This window comes from Achromobacter marplatensis, assembly GCF_002209535.1.
Classification (GTDB): Bacteria; Pseudomonadota; Gammaproteobacteria; order Burkholderiales; family Burkholderiaceae_B; genus Achromobacter; species Achromobacter marplatensis.
Map to the genome: position 1 here is coordinate 22,255 of NZ_NJIG01000024.1, position 14,899 is coordinate 37,153.

The following is a 14,899-nucleotide window of genomic DNA, read 5'->3' on the forward strand; positions in this document are numbered from 1 at the left end:
GCTATTTCGCGGGAACCACGCCCAGCATCTCGGCCATCAGCTCGATCTGGCAGGCCAGCATCGGCGCGCCGTAATGCACCTTGCAGCCCTTGGCCTGGGCGGCCAGCAACAGCGCCGTGTCCTTGGGCTGCATGATGACTTCGCACACCAGTTGGTCCGGCGTCAGGCGGTTGGTATCGAGCGGCAACGCGTCGCCTTCCTTCATGCCCAGCGACGTGCCGTTGACGACCAGGTCATGGCCGGCAGGGTCCGGCGTGCCGACCGTGATCTTGGCGTCGGGATGCAGCGACAGGATGCGGGCCTTCAGGTCTTCGGCCTTGGCCGGCGTGCGGTTGGCGATGGTCAGCCGCGATACACCCGCCTGGATCAGTGCAAAGCCGATGGCATTGGCCGCGCCGCCGGCGCCCGCCAGATAGGCGCTTTTCCCCTGCACGGGTACACCCGCCGTCAGCAGGCCGCGCACGAAGCCTTCGCCATCCAACATATGCGCCACCAGCCGGCCGTCCGCGTCACGGCGCACCACGTTCGCTGCGCCGATCTTGCGAGCGACCGGCGTGACCTCATCCACCAGGTCCAGGATGGCGGTCTTGTGCGGCATGGTGATGATGACGCCCCCCAGGTTCTCCAGGCGCCGCAGGCCGTCGACCACGGCGGCCAGATTGTCGGGCCGCGCATGGAACGGCACGCACACCCCGTCGAAACCGATCTTGGCGAACAGCTCGTTCATGCGCTGGGGCGTCTTCACATGATGGATCGGGTCGGCCAGGATGCCGAACAGGCGCGTGTTTCCGCTGATTTCCTTCATCGTGTTCTCCGGGGTCAGGCTTTATTTGGGGTTTTGATCACTTCGCGGGCCACTTCGCCGATGCCGGCGGCGTCCAGCTTGTAGTGCGCGTACAGCGTGGTGGGCGGGGCGATCAGGCTGTATTCATCATAGATGCCGTGGCGGCGCAGTCGGGTGCCCGTGCCGGCATCCGCCAGCACTTCAGCCACGGCCGAACCCAGCCCGCCCAGCACGTTGTGTTCTTCCACCGTCATCATCAGGCGCGCCTGCCCTGCCGCCGCCAGCACGGCGTCGCGATCCAGCGGCTTGATAGTCGGCATGTCGATCACGCCGACCGACAACCCTTCCTGGCGCAGCTGTTCTGCCGCGGCCAACGCGGCATGCAGCGTGATCCCGCAAGCGATGATGTTCAGGTCGCTGCCCGTCGAATGCACGATCGCGCGGCCGAATTCGAACGGTGCGCCGTCTTCGTACACCTGCGGATCGCGGCCCCGCCCGATGCGGAAGTAGATGGGTTCGGGCCAGTCGACCGAGGCCTTGATGGCGGACGCCAGCTGCGGGCCGTCCGCGGGCGAGACGACCGTCAGGCCGGCCAGCGCGCGCATCGTCGAGATGTCTTCAGTGGCGTGATGCGATGTACCGTAAAAGCCCAGGCTGATGCCGGTATGGTGGCCGATCAGCCGGACCGGCAGCTTGGTGTAGGCCACATCCATGCGGATCTGTTCGCAGCACAGCAACCCCAGGAACGAGGCGAAGGTGGCCACGAACGGCATCATGCCAGTCGTTGCCAGGCCGGCCGCCGCCGACACCATGTTCTGCTCGGAAATGCCGAACTGCACGTAGCGGTCCGGATAGGCCTGGGCAAAGCGGTTCAGGCCGTTGGAGTATTGCAGGTCGGCCGATCCGGCCACTACCGGGTGCCCGGCCTGCGCCAGTTCGATCAGCGCATCGGAAAGATAGGACAGCCCGGGGTTCACCGCATTCAGGGCGCGGTACTGCCAGGAGTCGGGGGAGAGGACTTGTGCCTGTGCCATTCAGATCTCGCGGGAGAGGATTTCGTCGACGGCGCTTTGCGCATCTTGCGGCGCCAGATAGCCCAGGTGCCAACCCGGCTCGGTTTCCATGTAGGACACGCCTTTGCCCTTGATGGTCTTGGCAATCACGCACGCTGGCCTCTCGCGAGCGTCGTCCGCACGCAGGCGGCGCAGCAGCGCCGTCAATTCCAGCAGGTTGTGGCCATCGACTTCGTGGACGTCCCAGCCGAACGCCAGCCACTTCTCTTTGAGCGACTCCACGCCCATCACGTCGTCCACCTTCCCGTCCAGCTGGTAGCCGTTGCGGTCGACGATGGCGATCAAGCGCGACAAGCGGTTATGCGCGGCGAACAATGCCGCTTCCCAGACCTGCCCTTCCTGCATTTCGCCGTCGCCCAGCATCACGAAGACATTGAAGTCGCGCTGGCTCATGCGCCCGCCCACCGCCATGCCCACGCCGTTGGACAGCGCGTGCCCGATTGAGCCCGAGCTGAAATCCACGCCAGGCACTTTGCTCATGTCTGGGTGGTCGCCCAGGGGGCTGCCCAGCCGGGTGTAGCCGTCCAGCAATTCGCGGTCGATGAAGCCGTGGTCGGCCAGCACCGGGAACAGTCCGACGGCGGCATGGCCCTTGCCCATCAGGAAGCGGTCGCGGTCCGGCCAATGGGGCTCGCCCGGACGCAGCCGCATCACGTCGTAATACAGCGACGCGAAGATTTCCGCGCACGAGAAGACCGAGCTGTAATGCCCGACCTTCGCGATTTCGATCAGTCTGATTGTCTCCAGCCGGATATGGCGGGCTTTCTCCCGCAGCATCCTGACCTCCCCCTCGGTGGGGGCCTCCTGGTGATGGCGCATGGCGCGTCCTTTCTTCGTTAGGATATATGATATATAATATACCCATTGAGCTTGAATTGGCTATGGCGGGCTAGAATTCATTCCGGATTCACCCGTTCCCTCAATACAGCCAGCCCGAAACGTCATGCCCAGCCTCAAACCGGTAAAGAAAGAGAACCTCTCCGTCAGGGTCTACAACGAAATCCGCAATGCCCTGATCAACGGGCAGTACGAACCCGGAGAACGCCTGATCATTGGCGAACTGGCCCAAGAAATGGGCGTGTCCATCACGCCCGTACGCGAGGCCATCTTCCGCCTGATCAGCGAGCAGGGCCTGGAGATGCAGGCCGCCACGGCGGTCTATGTGCCCTACGTGAATTCGGAGAAGCTGCGCGAGATCCAGCAGATCCGTTTCCATCTGGAAGGCATGGGCGCGGCCGAGGCCGCGCAGAACATCACGCGCAAGCAGCTGGACAATCTGGTCGCCTTGCAGCGGGACTTCATCTCCTGCACGTCGACGGACCCCAAGCGCGCCAGCTACCTGAACCGCAAGTTCCACTTCGGCATCCTGGAAGCCAGCAACAAGCCCATCCTGCGCAGCACGGTGGAATCGTTCTGGGTCATCACGGGCCCCATCCTGAAGGTCTTCCACATCAAAACGGCCGGCCTGGACTATTCCGAAAACGAGCATCGCCACGAAGCCGTGCTGGAAGCGCTGGAAGCGCGGGACTCCGAAGCGGCGCGCAGCGCCATCCAGGCCGACCTGGTCTGGGGCGGCAAAATCATGATTGACTGGTTGGTCGAGCGCGAGAAAGAGCTCGACTACCGCCCTCCCGTGCCACGCAAATAGGAAGACTTCATGCTGAAGATTTTTGGCGCTCCCAGCCGCTACATACAGGGAGCGGGCGCCCTGGCCCCCTTGGGCCAGTACGCCGCCTTGTTCGGGCGCCGCGCCGCCCTGGTCATCGACCGCTACGTCCATGGCGTGCTGGGTCCAAGAATCGACGCCTTGTGCGCTGAACACGGTGTAGCGCTGACGCCGCTGATCGTCGATGGCGACCTGACGCCCGAACTGATCGCGCAATTGCGCGCGCAAGCCTCGGACGCCGGCATCGACATGGTGGTGGCGGTGGGTGGCGGCAAGTCGCTGGATGCGGGCAAGGCGGTGGCGAAGTCGGCCCACTGCCATCTGATCACGGTGCCCACGGTGGCATCCAACGACGCGCCCACCAGCAAGAACTATGTGCTGTACGACGAACATCACAACCTCCTGGCCGTCGAACACATGCTGTTCAATCCCACGGTCGTGCTGGTGGACACCGCCATCATCGCCACCGCGCCGGTGCACTTCTTCCGCGCCGGCCTGGGCGACGCCATCTCGAAGAAGTTCGAGGCCGAGCAATGCCAACGTAACGGCGGCAAGAACATGTACGACGGCGCGCCGCTGCTGTCGGCGCAACTGATCGCCGATGGCTGCCTGCGCACCCTGCTGGCCGATGGCGTGGATGCCGTGGCGGCCGCGGGCACCGGCCAGCCCACGCCGGCGTTCGAGCGCGTGGTGGAAGCGATGATCCTCATGAGCGGTCTCGGTTTTGAAAGCGGCGGCCTGTCCATCGCCCACGCACTCACGCGCGGGCTGCCCAAGATTGGCGGCGTGGCGACGGCATTGCATGGCCTGCAAGTCGCGGTCGGCCTGCTGGTGCAACTGGACCTGGAACAGCGCAGCGACGGCATGCTGGCCGACCTGACCCAGTGGTACGCCCAAGTGGGCCTGCCCACCACGCTGCGCGAACTGGGCGCCGCCGATACCCCTGGCGACGCGGACTTGACCCTGGCGGCGGAACTGACCTTGAAGGCACGCCACGCGGCCAATTTCGATCGCGAGCTGGATGTTGCCACGCTTGCCGACGCGCTGCGCCGCCACGCTTGAACGCGGCCGGCGCACCCGCGCCGGCCTGCCGCCCAGATCAGAACTTCACGTTTTCCCGGCCCTTCAGGCCCAGCTTGGCGCGCGTTTCGTCGGGCGTCGCCACCTCCAGGTTCAGCGCCTCGAGGATGGAGCGGATGCGCTCGACCTGCATGCGGTTGGACTCCGCCAATTGCCCCGGGCCGATCCACAGCGAATCTTCCAGGCCTACGCGCACGTTGGAGCCCATCGCGGCACCGATGGTCGCCAGCGGCATCTGGTTGCGGCCCGCGCCCAGAATCGACCATTCGTAGTCGTTGCCGAACAGCCGGTCTGCCGTGCGCTTCATGTGCATCAGGTCTTCCGGGTGCGGGCCGATGCCGCCCAGGATGCCGAACACGGATTGGATGAACGGCGGCGACTTCACCAGCCCGCGGTCGACGAAGTGCGCCAGGTTGTAGAGGTGGCTGATGTCGTAGCACTCGAATTCGAAGCGCGTGCCATTGGCGTTGCCGAGCGTCAGGATGGATTCGATGTCTTGATAGGTGTTGCGGAAGATCAGCGAGCGGCTGTTCTCCAGGTGTTCCCTTTCCCAGTCATGCTTGAAGTCCTGGAAGCGGTCCAGCATCGGGAACAGGCCGAAGTTCATCGACCCCATGTTCAGCGAAGCCAGTTCGGGCTGGAAGGTCGTAGCCGGGCGCATGCGCTCTTCCACCGTCATGTGCGGGCTGCCGCCAGTGGTAATGTTGATGATGGCATCGGTCTCGTTCTTGATCCGCTCAAGGAACGGCTTGAACAGTGCGGGATCCTGCGACGGCTTGCCCGTCTGCGGATCGCGCGCGTGCAGGTGCAGCACCGCCGCGCCGGCCTTGGCCGCGCCGATGGCGGCTTCCGCGATTTCATCGGCGGTGACCGGCAGGTGCGGCGACATGCTGGGCGTATGGATGGCGCCCGTCACGGCGCAGGTAATGACGACTTTCTGTTTGGGCTTAGCCATTGTTGTCTCCGTTCTCTTGTTTGTGGCGCATCAGGCGCATCAGCTTTTCATCGCGCCAGAAGCGGCGCTTGGCAAGGTCTTCCTGCGGCAGCAAGCCGCGGCGTTCGTCCTCCAGCGCGGCGACCAGCGCGCCGTCCCAGGCCACGCATTCGCCCTGGTCGGCACCGATGGACTCGTACAGGCCACCGTACCGCGCGCAGTAGTCAGCAATGCCGCCCGGCGCATTCAGGTCGATCGTTTCGAACGGCCCCATGAACGACCAGCGCAAGCCCAGGCCGTCCTTCACGGTCACGTCGATGTCTTCGGCGCTGGCGATGCCTGCTTTGGCCAGCCGGAACGCCTCGTGCAGCAAGGCGCCCTGCAGGCGGTTAAGGATGAAGCCTTCGATTTCGCGGCGGACCAGCACCGGTTTCTGACCGATGGCCGTCATGGCCTCGCGGGCGGCATCCAGCGCCTGCGGACTGGTCCAGGGCGCGGGGCATAGCTCCACGACAGGAATCAGATAAGGCGGGTTGACCGGGTGCGCAACCAGGCAGCGATGCCGTCCGGGCAGGTGTTCGGTGAATTGGCTGGCGGGGATGCTGGAGGTCGAACTGCCGATCACCGCGTCGGGTTCGGCCACGGCGTCCAGTTCCGTAAACAGCGCGCGCTTGATCTCGACCTTTTCAGGCGAGTTCTCTTGTATGTAGCTGGCGCCCTTGACCGCGTCGGCCAGGCTGCCGGCCACGTGCACCCGCTCGATGATGCCGCTGGCGTCTTCCAACAGGCCCTGGGTTTCCAGTTCGCGCAGTTGCTGCAGAATCAGCGAACGCGCTTCGGCCAGCATGGCCGCATTGACGTCGTACAGGCGCACGTCCCAGCCCTTGCGGGCGAACACGATGGCCCAGCCCTGGCCGATCAGGCCCGTTCCGATGATGGCGGCGCAACGCGCCGGGGAGCCGGTACCCATCAGTAGAGCTTCTGCGTGAAGCCATCCACCACGATGGCCTGGCCCGTGACGCTGCGGGCGGCTTCGCTGGCGTTGAACAGCACCATGTTGGCGATGTCGCGCGCCGTGACCATGCGGCCCAGCACGGCCTGGTTTTCGTACTGCGCGGCGATCTCGTCCACCGGACGGCCCAACGTATCGGCCTTGGCTGCGATGACGGCACGGATGCGCGGGCCTTCGACGGCGCCCGGCAGGATGGCGTTGACCCGGATGCCATGCGGCCCCAGTTCGATCGCCAGCGACTTGGTGAACCCGATCACCGCCCACTTGGACGCGGAATACACCGACCGCCCCGCAAAACCCAGGTGACCGGCGGCGGAAGACAGGTTGATCATCACGCCCGCCTTGGATGCCTTCAGCAGGCCGATGGCCTGGCGCGCGCACAGGAACTGGCCGGTGATGTTCACGGCCAACGTGCGGTCCCAGTCCGCCTTGGACAGGGTTTCAACGTAACCGGTAGGCCCCGCCACGCCCGCGTTGTTGATCAGGATGTCCAGCCCGCCCAACTTCTGCTTGACCGCGGCGAAAAGCGCGCCCACGCTGTCCTCGTCGGATACGTCCGCAACCGCGGTATGCACGCCCGGCAATTCGGCCGGCAGCGCGGCCAGGCGCGCTTCGTTCACATCGCACACGAACACCGTGGCACCCGCATGATGGAACACCTTGGCCATCTCCAGGCCCAGACCATCCGCGCCCGCGGTGATCAGGACCCGTTTTCCGGCGAAATCGACTTCCTCGAACATGCTTCTGTCTCCTGGGTTTTTATGGAAAAGCGCGCGTTTGATGATATAGGATATATGATTAGGCCGGCTAGTTTCTCGTACTTTCAGTAACGCTGGCGACCATCCGACAGGTACGCCCGCCTGACGGAATATTGCGGTTCATTTCGCGCCTTATCGGCCGCTAAGGCTTTATTCATGCGGCTTTAGGGAATTCCCCGATTCGGCTTGTTGCGGCCCCAACTAGAATCCAAAGCGGGGTTTTTGTACCTGGCCGGCACATATATCATATATTTAAAAAAGACGGACGCCACTAAAAACAGTCCGCATCCCATACCGACAAAGGAGCGTAGACCGTGTTCAAGTTCAATAAGATTATTCTGGCGCTGGGCGTGTGCGGCGCACTGGCAAGCGGCACCGCAGCGGCCGACATGAAAGTGGGCGCCCTCTTCCCGTTCAGCGGCGCGCTTGCGCTCCTGGGACAAGAGAGCTATCGCGGTCTGGAGCTGGCCGTCAACGAGATCAACGCCGCAGGCGGCGTGAACGGCGAGAAGATCGAAATCGTCAAGGCGGACGCCGTGGACCCCACGCAGGCCGTGTCGGAAACCAAGCGCCTGATCTCGGCCAACGTGGTCGGCGTGTTCGGCAGCTACGCCTCCGGCATTTCGTACGCGGCGTCGCCCGTGACGGAACTGGCGGGCGTGCCGTATTTCGAACTGGGCGCCACCGCCCACAAGATCACCACGCGCGGCTACAAGTACCTGTTCCGCAGCAACCCCAATACGGCGCTGTACGGCGTGTCGGTGGTCAATGCGCTGCATGACACGATCGCCCCGGGCATGGGACTGAACCCCAAGGACATCAAGATCGGCATCATCCACGAAGACGGGCCTTACGGCACCGACGTGGCCGCCACCGAAAAGAAGCGTGCTCAAGAACTGGGCTACACGGTTGCTGAAGTGCTGCCCTACTCGGCCAAGACAGTAGACCTGTCGTCCCTGATCCTGCGCCTGAAAGGCGCCAAGGTGGACGTGGTGCTCCAGACGGCCTACCAGAACGACGCCATCCTGTTCTTCAGCCAGGCGCGCGCCGCGGGCTTCAAGCCCAAGGTCGTGATTGGCGCAGGCGGCGGCTATTCGCTAGCCGATACCGCCAAGGCGGTCGGCGCCGACATGAACGGCGTGTTCGACCTTGACTTCCCGCAGTCGTCCATCAATCCGGCTGGCGCGCCGGGCCTGGACAAGTTCCTGGAAGCCTACAAGGCGACCTACAAGAGCGACCCGCAATCAGGCCACAGCCTGACCAACTACGTGGGCGCCAAGGCCTTCTTTGAAGCCATCGGCAACGCCAAGTCCACCGACAAGGACAAGATCCGCGCCGCGGTCATGGCCTACAAGAAGCCGGCCGGCCAGACGGCCAACGGCTGGGCCTTCGACTTCGGCGAAGACGGCCAGAACAACGCCTCCACGTTCTACGTGATGCAGTGGCAGGACGGCAAGCTCGTCACCATCGCACCCAGCAACCTCGCACTTGGCAAGCCGGTCTTCAAGAAGTAAGCGCGACGCCAGTGATCAGGCGCTCGGGGGCGCCTGACGTTTCCCGGGAATTGCGCGCTCCGGCGCGGCCGCTTTCACCGCGGCCGTGCCGGGGCCGCATCCCGCTCTAAGAGGTTGCACCATGGATATATTCATTCAACTGGTCATCAACGGCCTGTTGCTGGGCGGCGCGTACACCATCATCAGCCTGGGGCTGACGCTGATCTTCGGCGTCGTGCGCGTCGTGAACTTCGCGCACGGCGAGTTCCTGATGATCGGCATGTACCTGGTCTATCTGATCGCGGCGCAATTCGGCGTCCATCCGTATGTAGGCCTGGTTCCGGTTGCCGTCATCCTGTTCGCGCTGGGTGCGCTGACGCAGAAAGGCATCATCCAGCCGTTGCTCAACGCCGACCAGCACATCCAGATTTTCGCCACGGTGGGCGTATCCACCATTCTGCTCAACCTTGCGCTGGTGATCTTCGGCGCCAACGTGTATCGCGCGCCGGTGGAACTGGGCACGAATGCCATCGACGTGGGCAACTACTCGATGGTGACGGGCCAGTTGATCACGTTCGTGGTCGGTATCAGCCTGGCGGTGCTGCTGCATCTGTTCATGCACCGCACCTATCTGGGACGCGCGCTTCGCGCCGTGGCCCAGCATCGCTATGCCGCCACCCTGATGGGCGTGAACGTCAACAACGTCTACGCCATCGCCTTCGGCCTGGGCACGGCATTCGTCGGCATCGCCGCGGGCCTGCTGGCGCCGCAGTACCCGGTGTTTCCGACCGTGGGCACGTACTTCGTGCTGACGGCGTTCGTGATCGTGGTGCTGGGCGGCCTGGGCAGCCTGTACGGCGCCGTCGCCGGCTCCATGATCATCGGCATCGTGGATACGCTGGCCGGCTATTACATCGCCCCCGACCTGAAAGAGGTCGTGTATTTCGGGATCTTCCTCTTGATCCTTGTCCTGCGTCCGAACGGCCTGTTCGGCGTTGGAACAGAGTGATCAGAGCCACAAGGAGCGAGACGTGTTTCCCGACTTTCGAAGCCCCAAAGCCTACGTCAGCCTGATTTTGCTGATCGTCATGTTCATCGTGCCCGCCGTCATGGGCACGCCCTTCTGGACCAACCTTTTCGTCCTGCTGTTCGTTTTTTCGTCCTTGTCCGTCGCGTGGAACATCGTGGGCGGCTACGCAGGCCAGCTCTCGCTGGGCCACGCGGTCTTCTACGGCATCGGCGGCTACACGGCCACACTGCTGACGCAGAACTTCGGCATTTCGCCGTGGTTCGGCATGCTGGCCGGCGCGGTCATCTCGGCCGGCGTCGCCATCCTGATCAGCTATCCCACGCTGCGCCTGCGCGGGCCGTTCTTCGCGCTGGCCACCATCGCCATCCTGGAAGTGGTGCGGCTGCTGGTCATCCACGAAGAAAGCTGGACGGGCGGCTCCAGCGGCATCAGCCTGCCGCTGAACATCGGCTGGGCGTGGATCGTGTTCCGCGAAAAGCTCAACTACGTGATCATCGCGTTCGGGCTGTTCCTGTTCGTGACGTGGGTGTCGTGGTACATCCGCAAGTCGCGTATCGGCCATTACCTGATCGCCATCCGGGAACGCGAAGACGCCGCGCTTGCCGTGGGCATCCCCACGGTGCGCGTGAAGATCATCGCCGCGGTCGTGTCGGCCATGCTGACCAGCATCATCGGCACCTTCCACATCACGTACCTGACCTTCGTGGATCCCAGTTCGGCGTTCTCGCTGGAGCTGTCGATCCAGGTCGCCATGTTCGCGTTGATCGGAGGTTTGGGCACCGTGGCCGGTCCGATCGCGGGCACCTTCCTGGTGCTGCCGATCGCGGAACTTGCGCGCGGCTGGTTGTCCAGCGTGGGTAACGGCATGCACGGGCTGATCTATGGCCTAATCCTGGTGGCGGTGGTGTTGACCATTCCGCGCGGCCTGGCCGGCGCGTTCGGCCCCGCCATCGAACGCGGGCTGGCGCGCCTGCCCTATCTGGGTTCGCCCCGCAAGAAGCTCAAGCTGGCCGACGAACTTCGGTTGCACAACGCCACCCGTTCCGAGCAGCCGGTGCTGAAGGCCGACAAGCTGTTCAAGAGCTTTGGCGGCCTGCGCGCCACCAATGATGTGTCGCTGACGCTGAACCAGAACGAGATCCTGGGCATGATCGGACCGAACGGCGCCGGCAAGACCACGGTGTTCAATCTGCTGTCGGGCTTTCTGTCGCCGGACAAGGGCGGCATTTCGATGCTGGACGCGGACGGCAACTGGGTCACCTGCAGGACGCCGGACGAGTATGCGCACAAGGGCCTGGGCCGCACTTTCCAGATCGCCAAGCCGTTCACCGGTCTGACGGTGCTTGAGAACATCATGCTGGGCGCCTTCATCCGCACGTCCAGCCGCGATGAGGCCGAGCAGATCGCACTGAAGGTGGCCGAGCAGACGGACCTGGTCAAGTATCTGAATACCGAAGCGCGCAGCCTGACGGTGGGCGGCATGAAGCGGCTGGAAATCGCCCGCGCGCTGGCCATCAAGCCGCGCATCCTGCTGCTGGACGAAGTGATGGCGGGGCTGAATCCCACCGACATCGAGAAGTCCATCCAGATGATCCGCCGCATCCGCGACTCGGGCGTATCGGTGCTGCTGATCGAACACATGATGCAGGCCACGATGGCGCTATCGGACCGCATCATCGTCCTGAACGAAGGCGCGGTGCTGGTCAGCGGCGCGCCCAAGGACGTGGTCGAGAATCCCGCCGTCATCGAAGCCTATTTGGGCAAGGAGTATCAGGATGCTTAAGGTGACGAATCTGTCGTCGGGCTATGGCAAGAGCCAGGTGCTGAACGGCCTGAACTTCGAGGTCAATGCAGGCGAGATCGTCACCCTGATCGGCGCCAACGGCGCCGGCAAGACGACGACGCTCAAAACCCTGTGCGGCGTGATCCCCGCCATGCAGGGCAAGGTCGAATTCGAAGGCCACGACCTGACCAACCGCAACCCCTATGACATCGTGGACGCTGGGATCACCATGATTCCCGAAGGCCGCCAGCTGTTCCCGCACTTCACCGTACGCGACAATCTGCTGATGGGTTCCTACAAGCGCGCCGCTCGCCCCATCGTGCAGCGCAAGCTGGATGAGGTGCTGCGCATTTTCCCGCGCGTCAAAGAACGGCTGACGCAATACGCCGGCTCGTTGTCCGGCGGAGAACAACAGATGGTGGCGATCGCGCGCGGCATGATGGCCGACCCGAAGCTGCTGGTATTCGACGAACCCTCGCTGGGCCTGTCACCGCTGCTGGTGCAGCAGATGTTCGACATCATCCGCGACGTCACCTCGCACGGCGTGACGGTGCTGCTGGTGGAACAGAACGTGTTCCGCACCCTGCGTCTTGCCGACCGCGGCTACGTGCTGGAGAACGGCGCCATCGTGCGCACCGGCACCGGCGCCGAACTGCTTAGCGACCCTCACGTGAAAAAGGCCTATCTGGGCCATTGATGACCAGGACCCGTTCTTATGACTCTACGCTGCACATTCATCGACCACGGCAAGGGCGGCGCGCCCGATTGCATGCACGTCGCCGAGCGCGACATGGCCGCCCCCACCGGCCGGCAAGTCTTGATCGAAGTGGCCTACGCCGGCGTCAATCGCCCCGACGTGCTGCAACGTTCGGGCTCGTATCCCCCGCCGCCGGGCGCTTCCCCCTATCTGGGCCTGGAAGTCTCCGGCACCATCATCGCCGTGGGGCCGGAGGTCACGGCCTGGAAGGCCGGCGACGCCGTGTGCGCGCTGACGCCGGGAGGCGGCTACGCCCAGTACTGCCTGGCCGACGAACGCCACTGCCTGCCCGTGCCGCACGGCATGGATCTGCTGTCCGCCGCCGCCATCCCCGAAAACTACTTTACGGTCTGGACCAACGTGTTCGACCGCGCCCGCCTGTCGGCCGGCGAGAAGTTCCTGGTGCATGGCGGCTCCAGCGGCATTGGCCTGACGGCCATCCAACTGGCCCGCGCCTTCGGCGCCGAGGTCTGGACCACGGTCGGCAATCAGGACAAGGCGGACGCTTGCCTGAAGGCCGGCGCGCATCACGCCGTGCTGTACCGGGAGGCGGACTTCGAAGCCGAGATCCGCCAGGCCACCGGCGGCGCCGGCGTAGACGTGATCCTGGACATGGTGGGCGGCGCCTACATCAACAAGAACATCCGCCTGCTGGCCGTCAATGGGCGGCTGGTGCAGATCGCCTTCCTGGAAGGCAGCAAGGCCGAGATCGACGCGCTGCCGATCATGATCAAGCGGCTGCAATTCACAGGGTCGACGCTGCGTCCGCGCTCGGACGACGACAAGGGCGACATCGCGCGGTCGCTCGCCGGCAAGGTCGTGCCGCTGATGGAGCAAGGGCAATGCCTGCCCTTGATCCACGAAGTGTTCCCGCTGGCCGAAGCTGCCCGGGCGCATACATTGATGGAAAGCAGCAAGCACATCGGCAAGATCATGCTGAAGGTACAGGCATGAGCGGCCGCTTCCAGGACCAGGTCGCCATCGTCACCGGCGCGGTGGGCGGCATCGGATCGGCCATCGTCGAGGGATTCCTCGCCGAAGGCGGCCGGGTTGGCCTCGTCGATTTCAATTCACAGGCGGGCCAGGCGTTCGAGAAGGAACTGCGTAAGCACGGCCATCAGGTCGCGTTCGTGCACGCCGACGTGGCGCATTACGACCAATGCCAGGCGGCTTACGACCGCATCACGTCCGAACTGGGCGCAGCCACGATCCTCGTGAACAACGTGGGCATCTCGCCCAAGACGGACGGCCGCGCGCTGAAGGTCTGGGAGATGCCGCCCGGGGAATGGGACAACGTGGTGTCGGTGAACCTGAACAGCGTGTTCTATATGACGCATCTGGCCACGCCGCACATGGTCAAGCAGCGCCAGGGGCGCGTGATCAATATGTCGTCGGTGGCCGGCAAGGCCTACTGCGACATCGTGGCGGCGCACTACGCGGCCACCAAGGCCGGCCTGATCGGCCTGACCCGCCATTGGGCCGCGGAACTGGGCGAATACGACGTCACGGTGAACGCACTGGCGCCGGGCCGAATCAGCACGCCGCTGCTGAAAAGCGTGCCGAAAGCCATCAATGACGCCGTGGCCCAGGTGACCGCGCTACGCCGGTTGGGCACGCCTGAGGAAGTGGCCGACGCCTGCCTGTTCTTTGCGTCCGATCAGGCCCGGTTCGTCACCGGCCAAGTGCTGGACGTGGCCGGTGGGTGGCTGATGACTTGATGCGAGATGATGGGTTGCGCGCGTTCAATAGCCGAGTTCTAGCTTAAGGACTCTTGCGCTTCACCCATCCTACACGCCCAGGCGGTAGACCACCGTGTCCAGACGGCTGACGCCGGCGCTCTGGAACTTGGGTTCCTTGTCCAGGATGTCGCGGCGGTCGATGATCTTCGCAGGCGAGACGCCTGCGAAGATCGCCTGGACTTCACTGTCCACCACCGAGAACGGCGGCCCCGCCATTTCTTCCTGCGGGTAGTCCAGGGTGATCAGCAAGCCCCGGCAAGCGGGGGACAACTGCCCATAGACATGGCGCACGTACTCGGCGCGCATGGACTCGGGCAAAGCGACCAGCGCGGCGCGGTCATAGACGCCCACGCAGTGCGACAACACTTGCGCATCCAGCTTGAAGATGTCGCCGCAGATGATTTCGATGTTGCCCGACACGTAGTGCTTGCCGTAGACGGATTCATGCGTGGCGGGTCGAAGCTCGTTCTCTTCGAAGAACTGGTCCACCGCGAGCTGGGAAAGTTCGACTCCCAACACCGAATGGCCCTGGGCCGCCAGCCAGACCATGTCCAGCGACTTTCCGGCAAGCGGCACCAACACCCGTCCACCCTGCGGTACGGCCAGCGTGGGCCAGTACTTCTGCAAGAGCGGCGTAATCCGGGTTTGATGAAAGTGCGTGCGCCCTTCGCGCCAGCGTTCCAACCAGAATTCTGCGTCCATACGTTGTCTGCTCCTCCTGTATTTCGGTTGCAAGCTAATCGCTTCTACCGGGCCGGCCGGGGCCCGGACGCCTTGGCGCACCCAGCGT

Annotated in this window: 15 protein-coding genes; 8 read left to right on the plus strand and 7 right to left on the minus strand. The window is 64.1% G+C overall.

Going from position 1 to position 14,899, the window contains the following annotated elements:
- Position 1: 1 nt before the first annotated feature.
- Genes CEY09_RS29255 through CEY09_RS29265 form a run of 3 tightly spaced genes read right to left on the minus strand, consistent with a single transcriptional unit; the run spans position 2 to position 2,676 of the window.
- Positions 2-805 carry a shikimate dehydrogenase family protein gene (locus CEY09_RS29255; RefSeq protein WP_088591286.1) on the minus strand — a complete coding sequence of 268 codons (804 nt, stop codon included), beginning with the start codon at positions 803-805 and terminating at the stop codon, positions 2-4.
- 14 nt (positions 806-819) lie between these two features.
- Entirely contained in the window at positions 820-1,818 is a 999-nt protein-coding gene (locus CEY09_RS29260; RefSeq protein ID WP_088591287.1) for a transketolase family protein, read from the minus strand.
- Positions 1,819-2,676, minus strand: a complete 858-nt coding sequence (locus tag CEY09_RS29265; RefSeq protein ID WP_088591288.1) for a transketolase — start codon at positions 2,674-2,676, stop codon at positions 1,819-1,821.
- Between the two features lie 124 nt (positions 2,677-2,800).
- Here CEY09_RS29265 and CEY09_RS29270 point away from each other — a divergent pair, with 124 nt between their 5' ends.
- Positions 2,801-3,505: a GntR family transcriptional regulator gene (locus CEY09_RS29270; RefSeq protein ID WP_006227855.1), complete on the plus strand. Its 705-nt coding sequence runs from the start codon at positions 2,801-2,803 to the stop codon at positions 3,503-3,505.
- A 9-nt stretch (positions 3,506-3,514) separates the two neighbouring features.
- On the plus strand, positions 3,515-4,585 hold the full coding sequence (locus tag CEY09_RS29275; RefSeq protein ID WP_088591289.1) for a glycerol dehydrogenase: 1,071 nt from the start codon (positions 3,515-3,517) through the stop codon (positions 4,583-4,585).
- A 37-nt stretch (positions 4,586-4,622) separates the two neighbouring features.
- Here CEY09_RS29275 and kce read toward each other — a convergent pair whose 3' ends face one another.
- From kce to CEY09_RS29290, 3 genes are read right to left on the minus strand one after another with little or no spacing between them, the layout of a single operon-like run.
- Entirely contained in the window at positions 4,623-5,558 is a 936-nt protein-coding gene (kce, locus tag CEY09_RS29280; RefSeq protein ID WP_088591290.1) for a 3,5-dioxohexanoate:acetyl-CoA acetone transferase, read from the minus strand.
- Positions 5,551-6,507, minus strand: coding sequence for a 3-hydroxyacyl-CoA dehydrogenase (locus tag CEY09_RS29285; protein ID WP_088591291.1), 957 nt, complete (start codon positions 6,505-6,507; stop codon positions 5,551-5,553). Before CEY09_RS29285 ends, kce begins: the two co-directional genes overlap by 8 nt.
- Complete coding sequence (locus CEY09_RS29290) at positions 6,507-7,289, minus strand: SDR family oxidoreductase (RefSeq protein ID WP_006227851.1); 783 nt, start codon at positions 7,287-7,289, stop codon at positions 6,507-6,509. Before CEY09_RS29290 ends, CEY09_RS29285 begins: the two co-directional genes overlap by 1 nt.
- Positions 7,290-7,621: 332 nt before the next feature.
- Here CEY09_RS29290 and CEY09_RS29295 point away from each other — a divergent pair, with 332 nt between their 5' ends.
- The 6 genes from CEY09_RS29295 (at position 7,622) to CEY09_RS29320 (ending at position 14,088) form a co-directional block, all read left to right on the plus strand.
- Entirely contained in the window at positions 7,622-8,821 is a 1,200-nt protein-coding gene (locus CEY09_RS29295; protein WP_006227850.1) for an ABC transporter substrate-binding protein, read from the plus strand.
- A 121-nt stretch (positions 8,822-8,942) separates the two neighbouring features.
- On the plus strand, positions 8,943-9,809 hold the full coding sequence (locus tag CEY09_RS29300) for a branched-chain amino acid ABC transporter permease (RefSeq protein ID WP_006227849.1): 867 nt from the start codon (positions 8,943-8,945) through the stop codon (positions 9,807-9,809).
- A gap of 22 nt (positions 9,810-9,831) precedes the next feature.
- Positions 9,832-11,613: a branched-chain amino acid ABC transporter ATP-binding protein/permease gene (locus CEY09_RS29305; RefSeq protein WP_088591292.1), complete on the plus strand. Its 1,782-nt coding sequence runs from the start codon at positions 9,832-9,834 to the stop codon at positions 11,611-11,613.
- A complete protein-coding gene (locus CEY09_RS29310) occupies positions 11,606-12,310 on the plus strand; it encodes an ABC transporter ATP-binding protein (protein WP_006227847.1) in 705 nt (234 codons plus the stop codon). Before CEY09_RS29305 ends, CEY09_RS29310 begins: the two co-directional genes overlap by 8 nt.
- Before the next feature lie 18 nt (positions 12,311-12,328).
- Entirely contained in the window at positions 12,329-13,324 is a 996-nt protein-coding gene (locus tag CEY09_RS29315; RefSeq protein ID WP_088591293.1) for an NAD(P)H-quinone oxidoreductase, read from the plus strand.
- Positions 13,321-14,088 carry an SDR family oxidoreductase gene (locus tag CEY09_RS29320; RefSeq protein ID WP_088591294.1) on the plus strand — a complete coding sequence of 256 codons (768 nt, stop codon included), beginning with the start codon at positions 13,321-13,323 and terminating at the stop codon, positions 14,086-14,088. Before CEY09_RS29315 ends, CEY09_RS29320 begins: the two co-directional genes overlap by 4 nt.
- A 69-nt stretch (positions 14,089-14,157) precedes the next feature.
- Here CEY09_RS29320 and CEY09_RS29325 read toward each other — a convergent pair whose 3' ends face one another.
- Positions 14,158-14,811 carry a thiopurine S-methyltransferase gene (locus tag CEY09_RS29325; protein WP_088591295.1) on the minus strand — a complete coding sequence of 218 codons (654 nt, stop codon included), beginning with the start codon at positions 14,809-14,811 and terminating at the stop codon, positions 14,158-14,160.
- Positions 14,812-14,899: the final 88 nt, after the last annotated feature.

Bases quoted from the DNA above. Each gene is read 5' to 3' on its own strand.
- CEY09_RS29255 (WP_088591286.1), bottom strand. From the start codon at position 805: ATGAAGGAAATCAGCGGAAACACGCGCCTGTTCGGCATCCTGGCCGAC.
- CEY09_RS29260 (WP_088591287.1), bottom strand. From the start codon at position 1,818: ATGGCACAGGCACAAGTCCTCTCCCCCGACTCCTGGCAGTACCGCGCC.
- CEY09_RS29265 (WP_088591288.1), bottom strand. From the start codon at position 2,676: ATGCGCCATCACCAGGAGGCCCCCACCGAGGGGGAGGTCAGGATGCTG.
- CEY09_RS29270 (WP_006227855.1), top strand. From the start codon at position 2,801: ATGCCCAGCCTCAAACCGGTAAAGAAAGAGAACCTCTCCGTCAGGGTC.
- CEY09_RS29275 (WP_088591289.1), top strand. From the start codon at position 3,515: ATGCTGAAGATTTTTGGCGCTCCCAGCCGCTACATACAGGGAGCGGGC.
- kce (WP_088591290.1), bottom strand. From the start codon at position 5,558: ATGGCTAAGCCCAAACAGAAAGTCGTCATTACCTGCGCCGTGACGGGC.
- CEY09_RS29285 (WP_088591291.1), bottom strand. From the start codon at position 6,507: ATGGGTACCGGCTCCCCGGCGCGTTGCGCCGCCATCATCGGAACGGGC.
- CEY09_RS29290 (WP_006227851.1), bottom strand. From the start codon at position 7,289: ATGTTCGAGGAAGTCGATTTCGCCGGAAAACGGGTCCTGATCACCGCG.
- CEY09_RS29300 (WP_006227849.1), top strand. From the start codon at position 8,943: ATGGATATATTCATTCAACTGGTCATCAACGGCCTGTTGCTGGGCGGC.
- CEY09_RS29310 (WP_006227847.1), top strand. From the start codon at position 11,606: ATGCTTAAGGTGACGAATCTGTCGTCGGGCTATGGCAAGAGCCAGGTG.
- CEY09_RS29315 (WP_088591293.1), top strand. From the start codon at position 12,329: ATGACTCTACGCTGCACATTCATCGACCACGGCAAGGGCGGCGCGCCC.
- CEY09_RS29320 (WP_088591294.1), top strand. From the start codon at position 13,321: ATGAGCGGCCGCTTCCAGGACCAGGTCGCCATCGTCACCGGCGCGGTG.
- CEY09_RS29325 (WP_088591295.1), bottom strand. From the start codon at position 14,811: ATGGACGCAGAATTCTGGTTGGAACGCTGGCGCGAAGGGCGCACGCAC.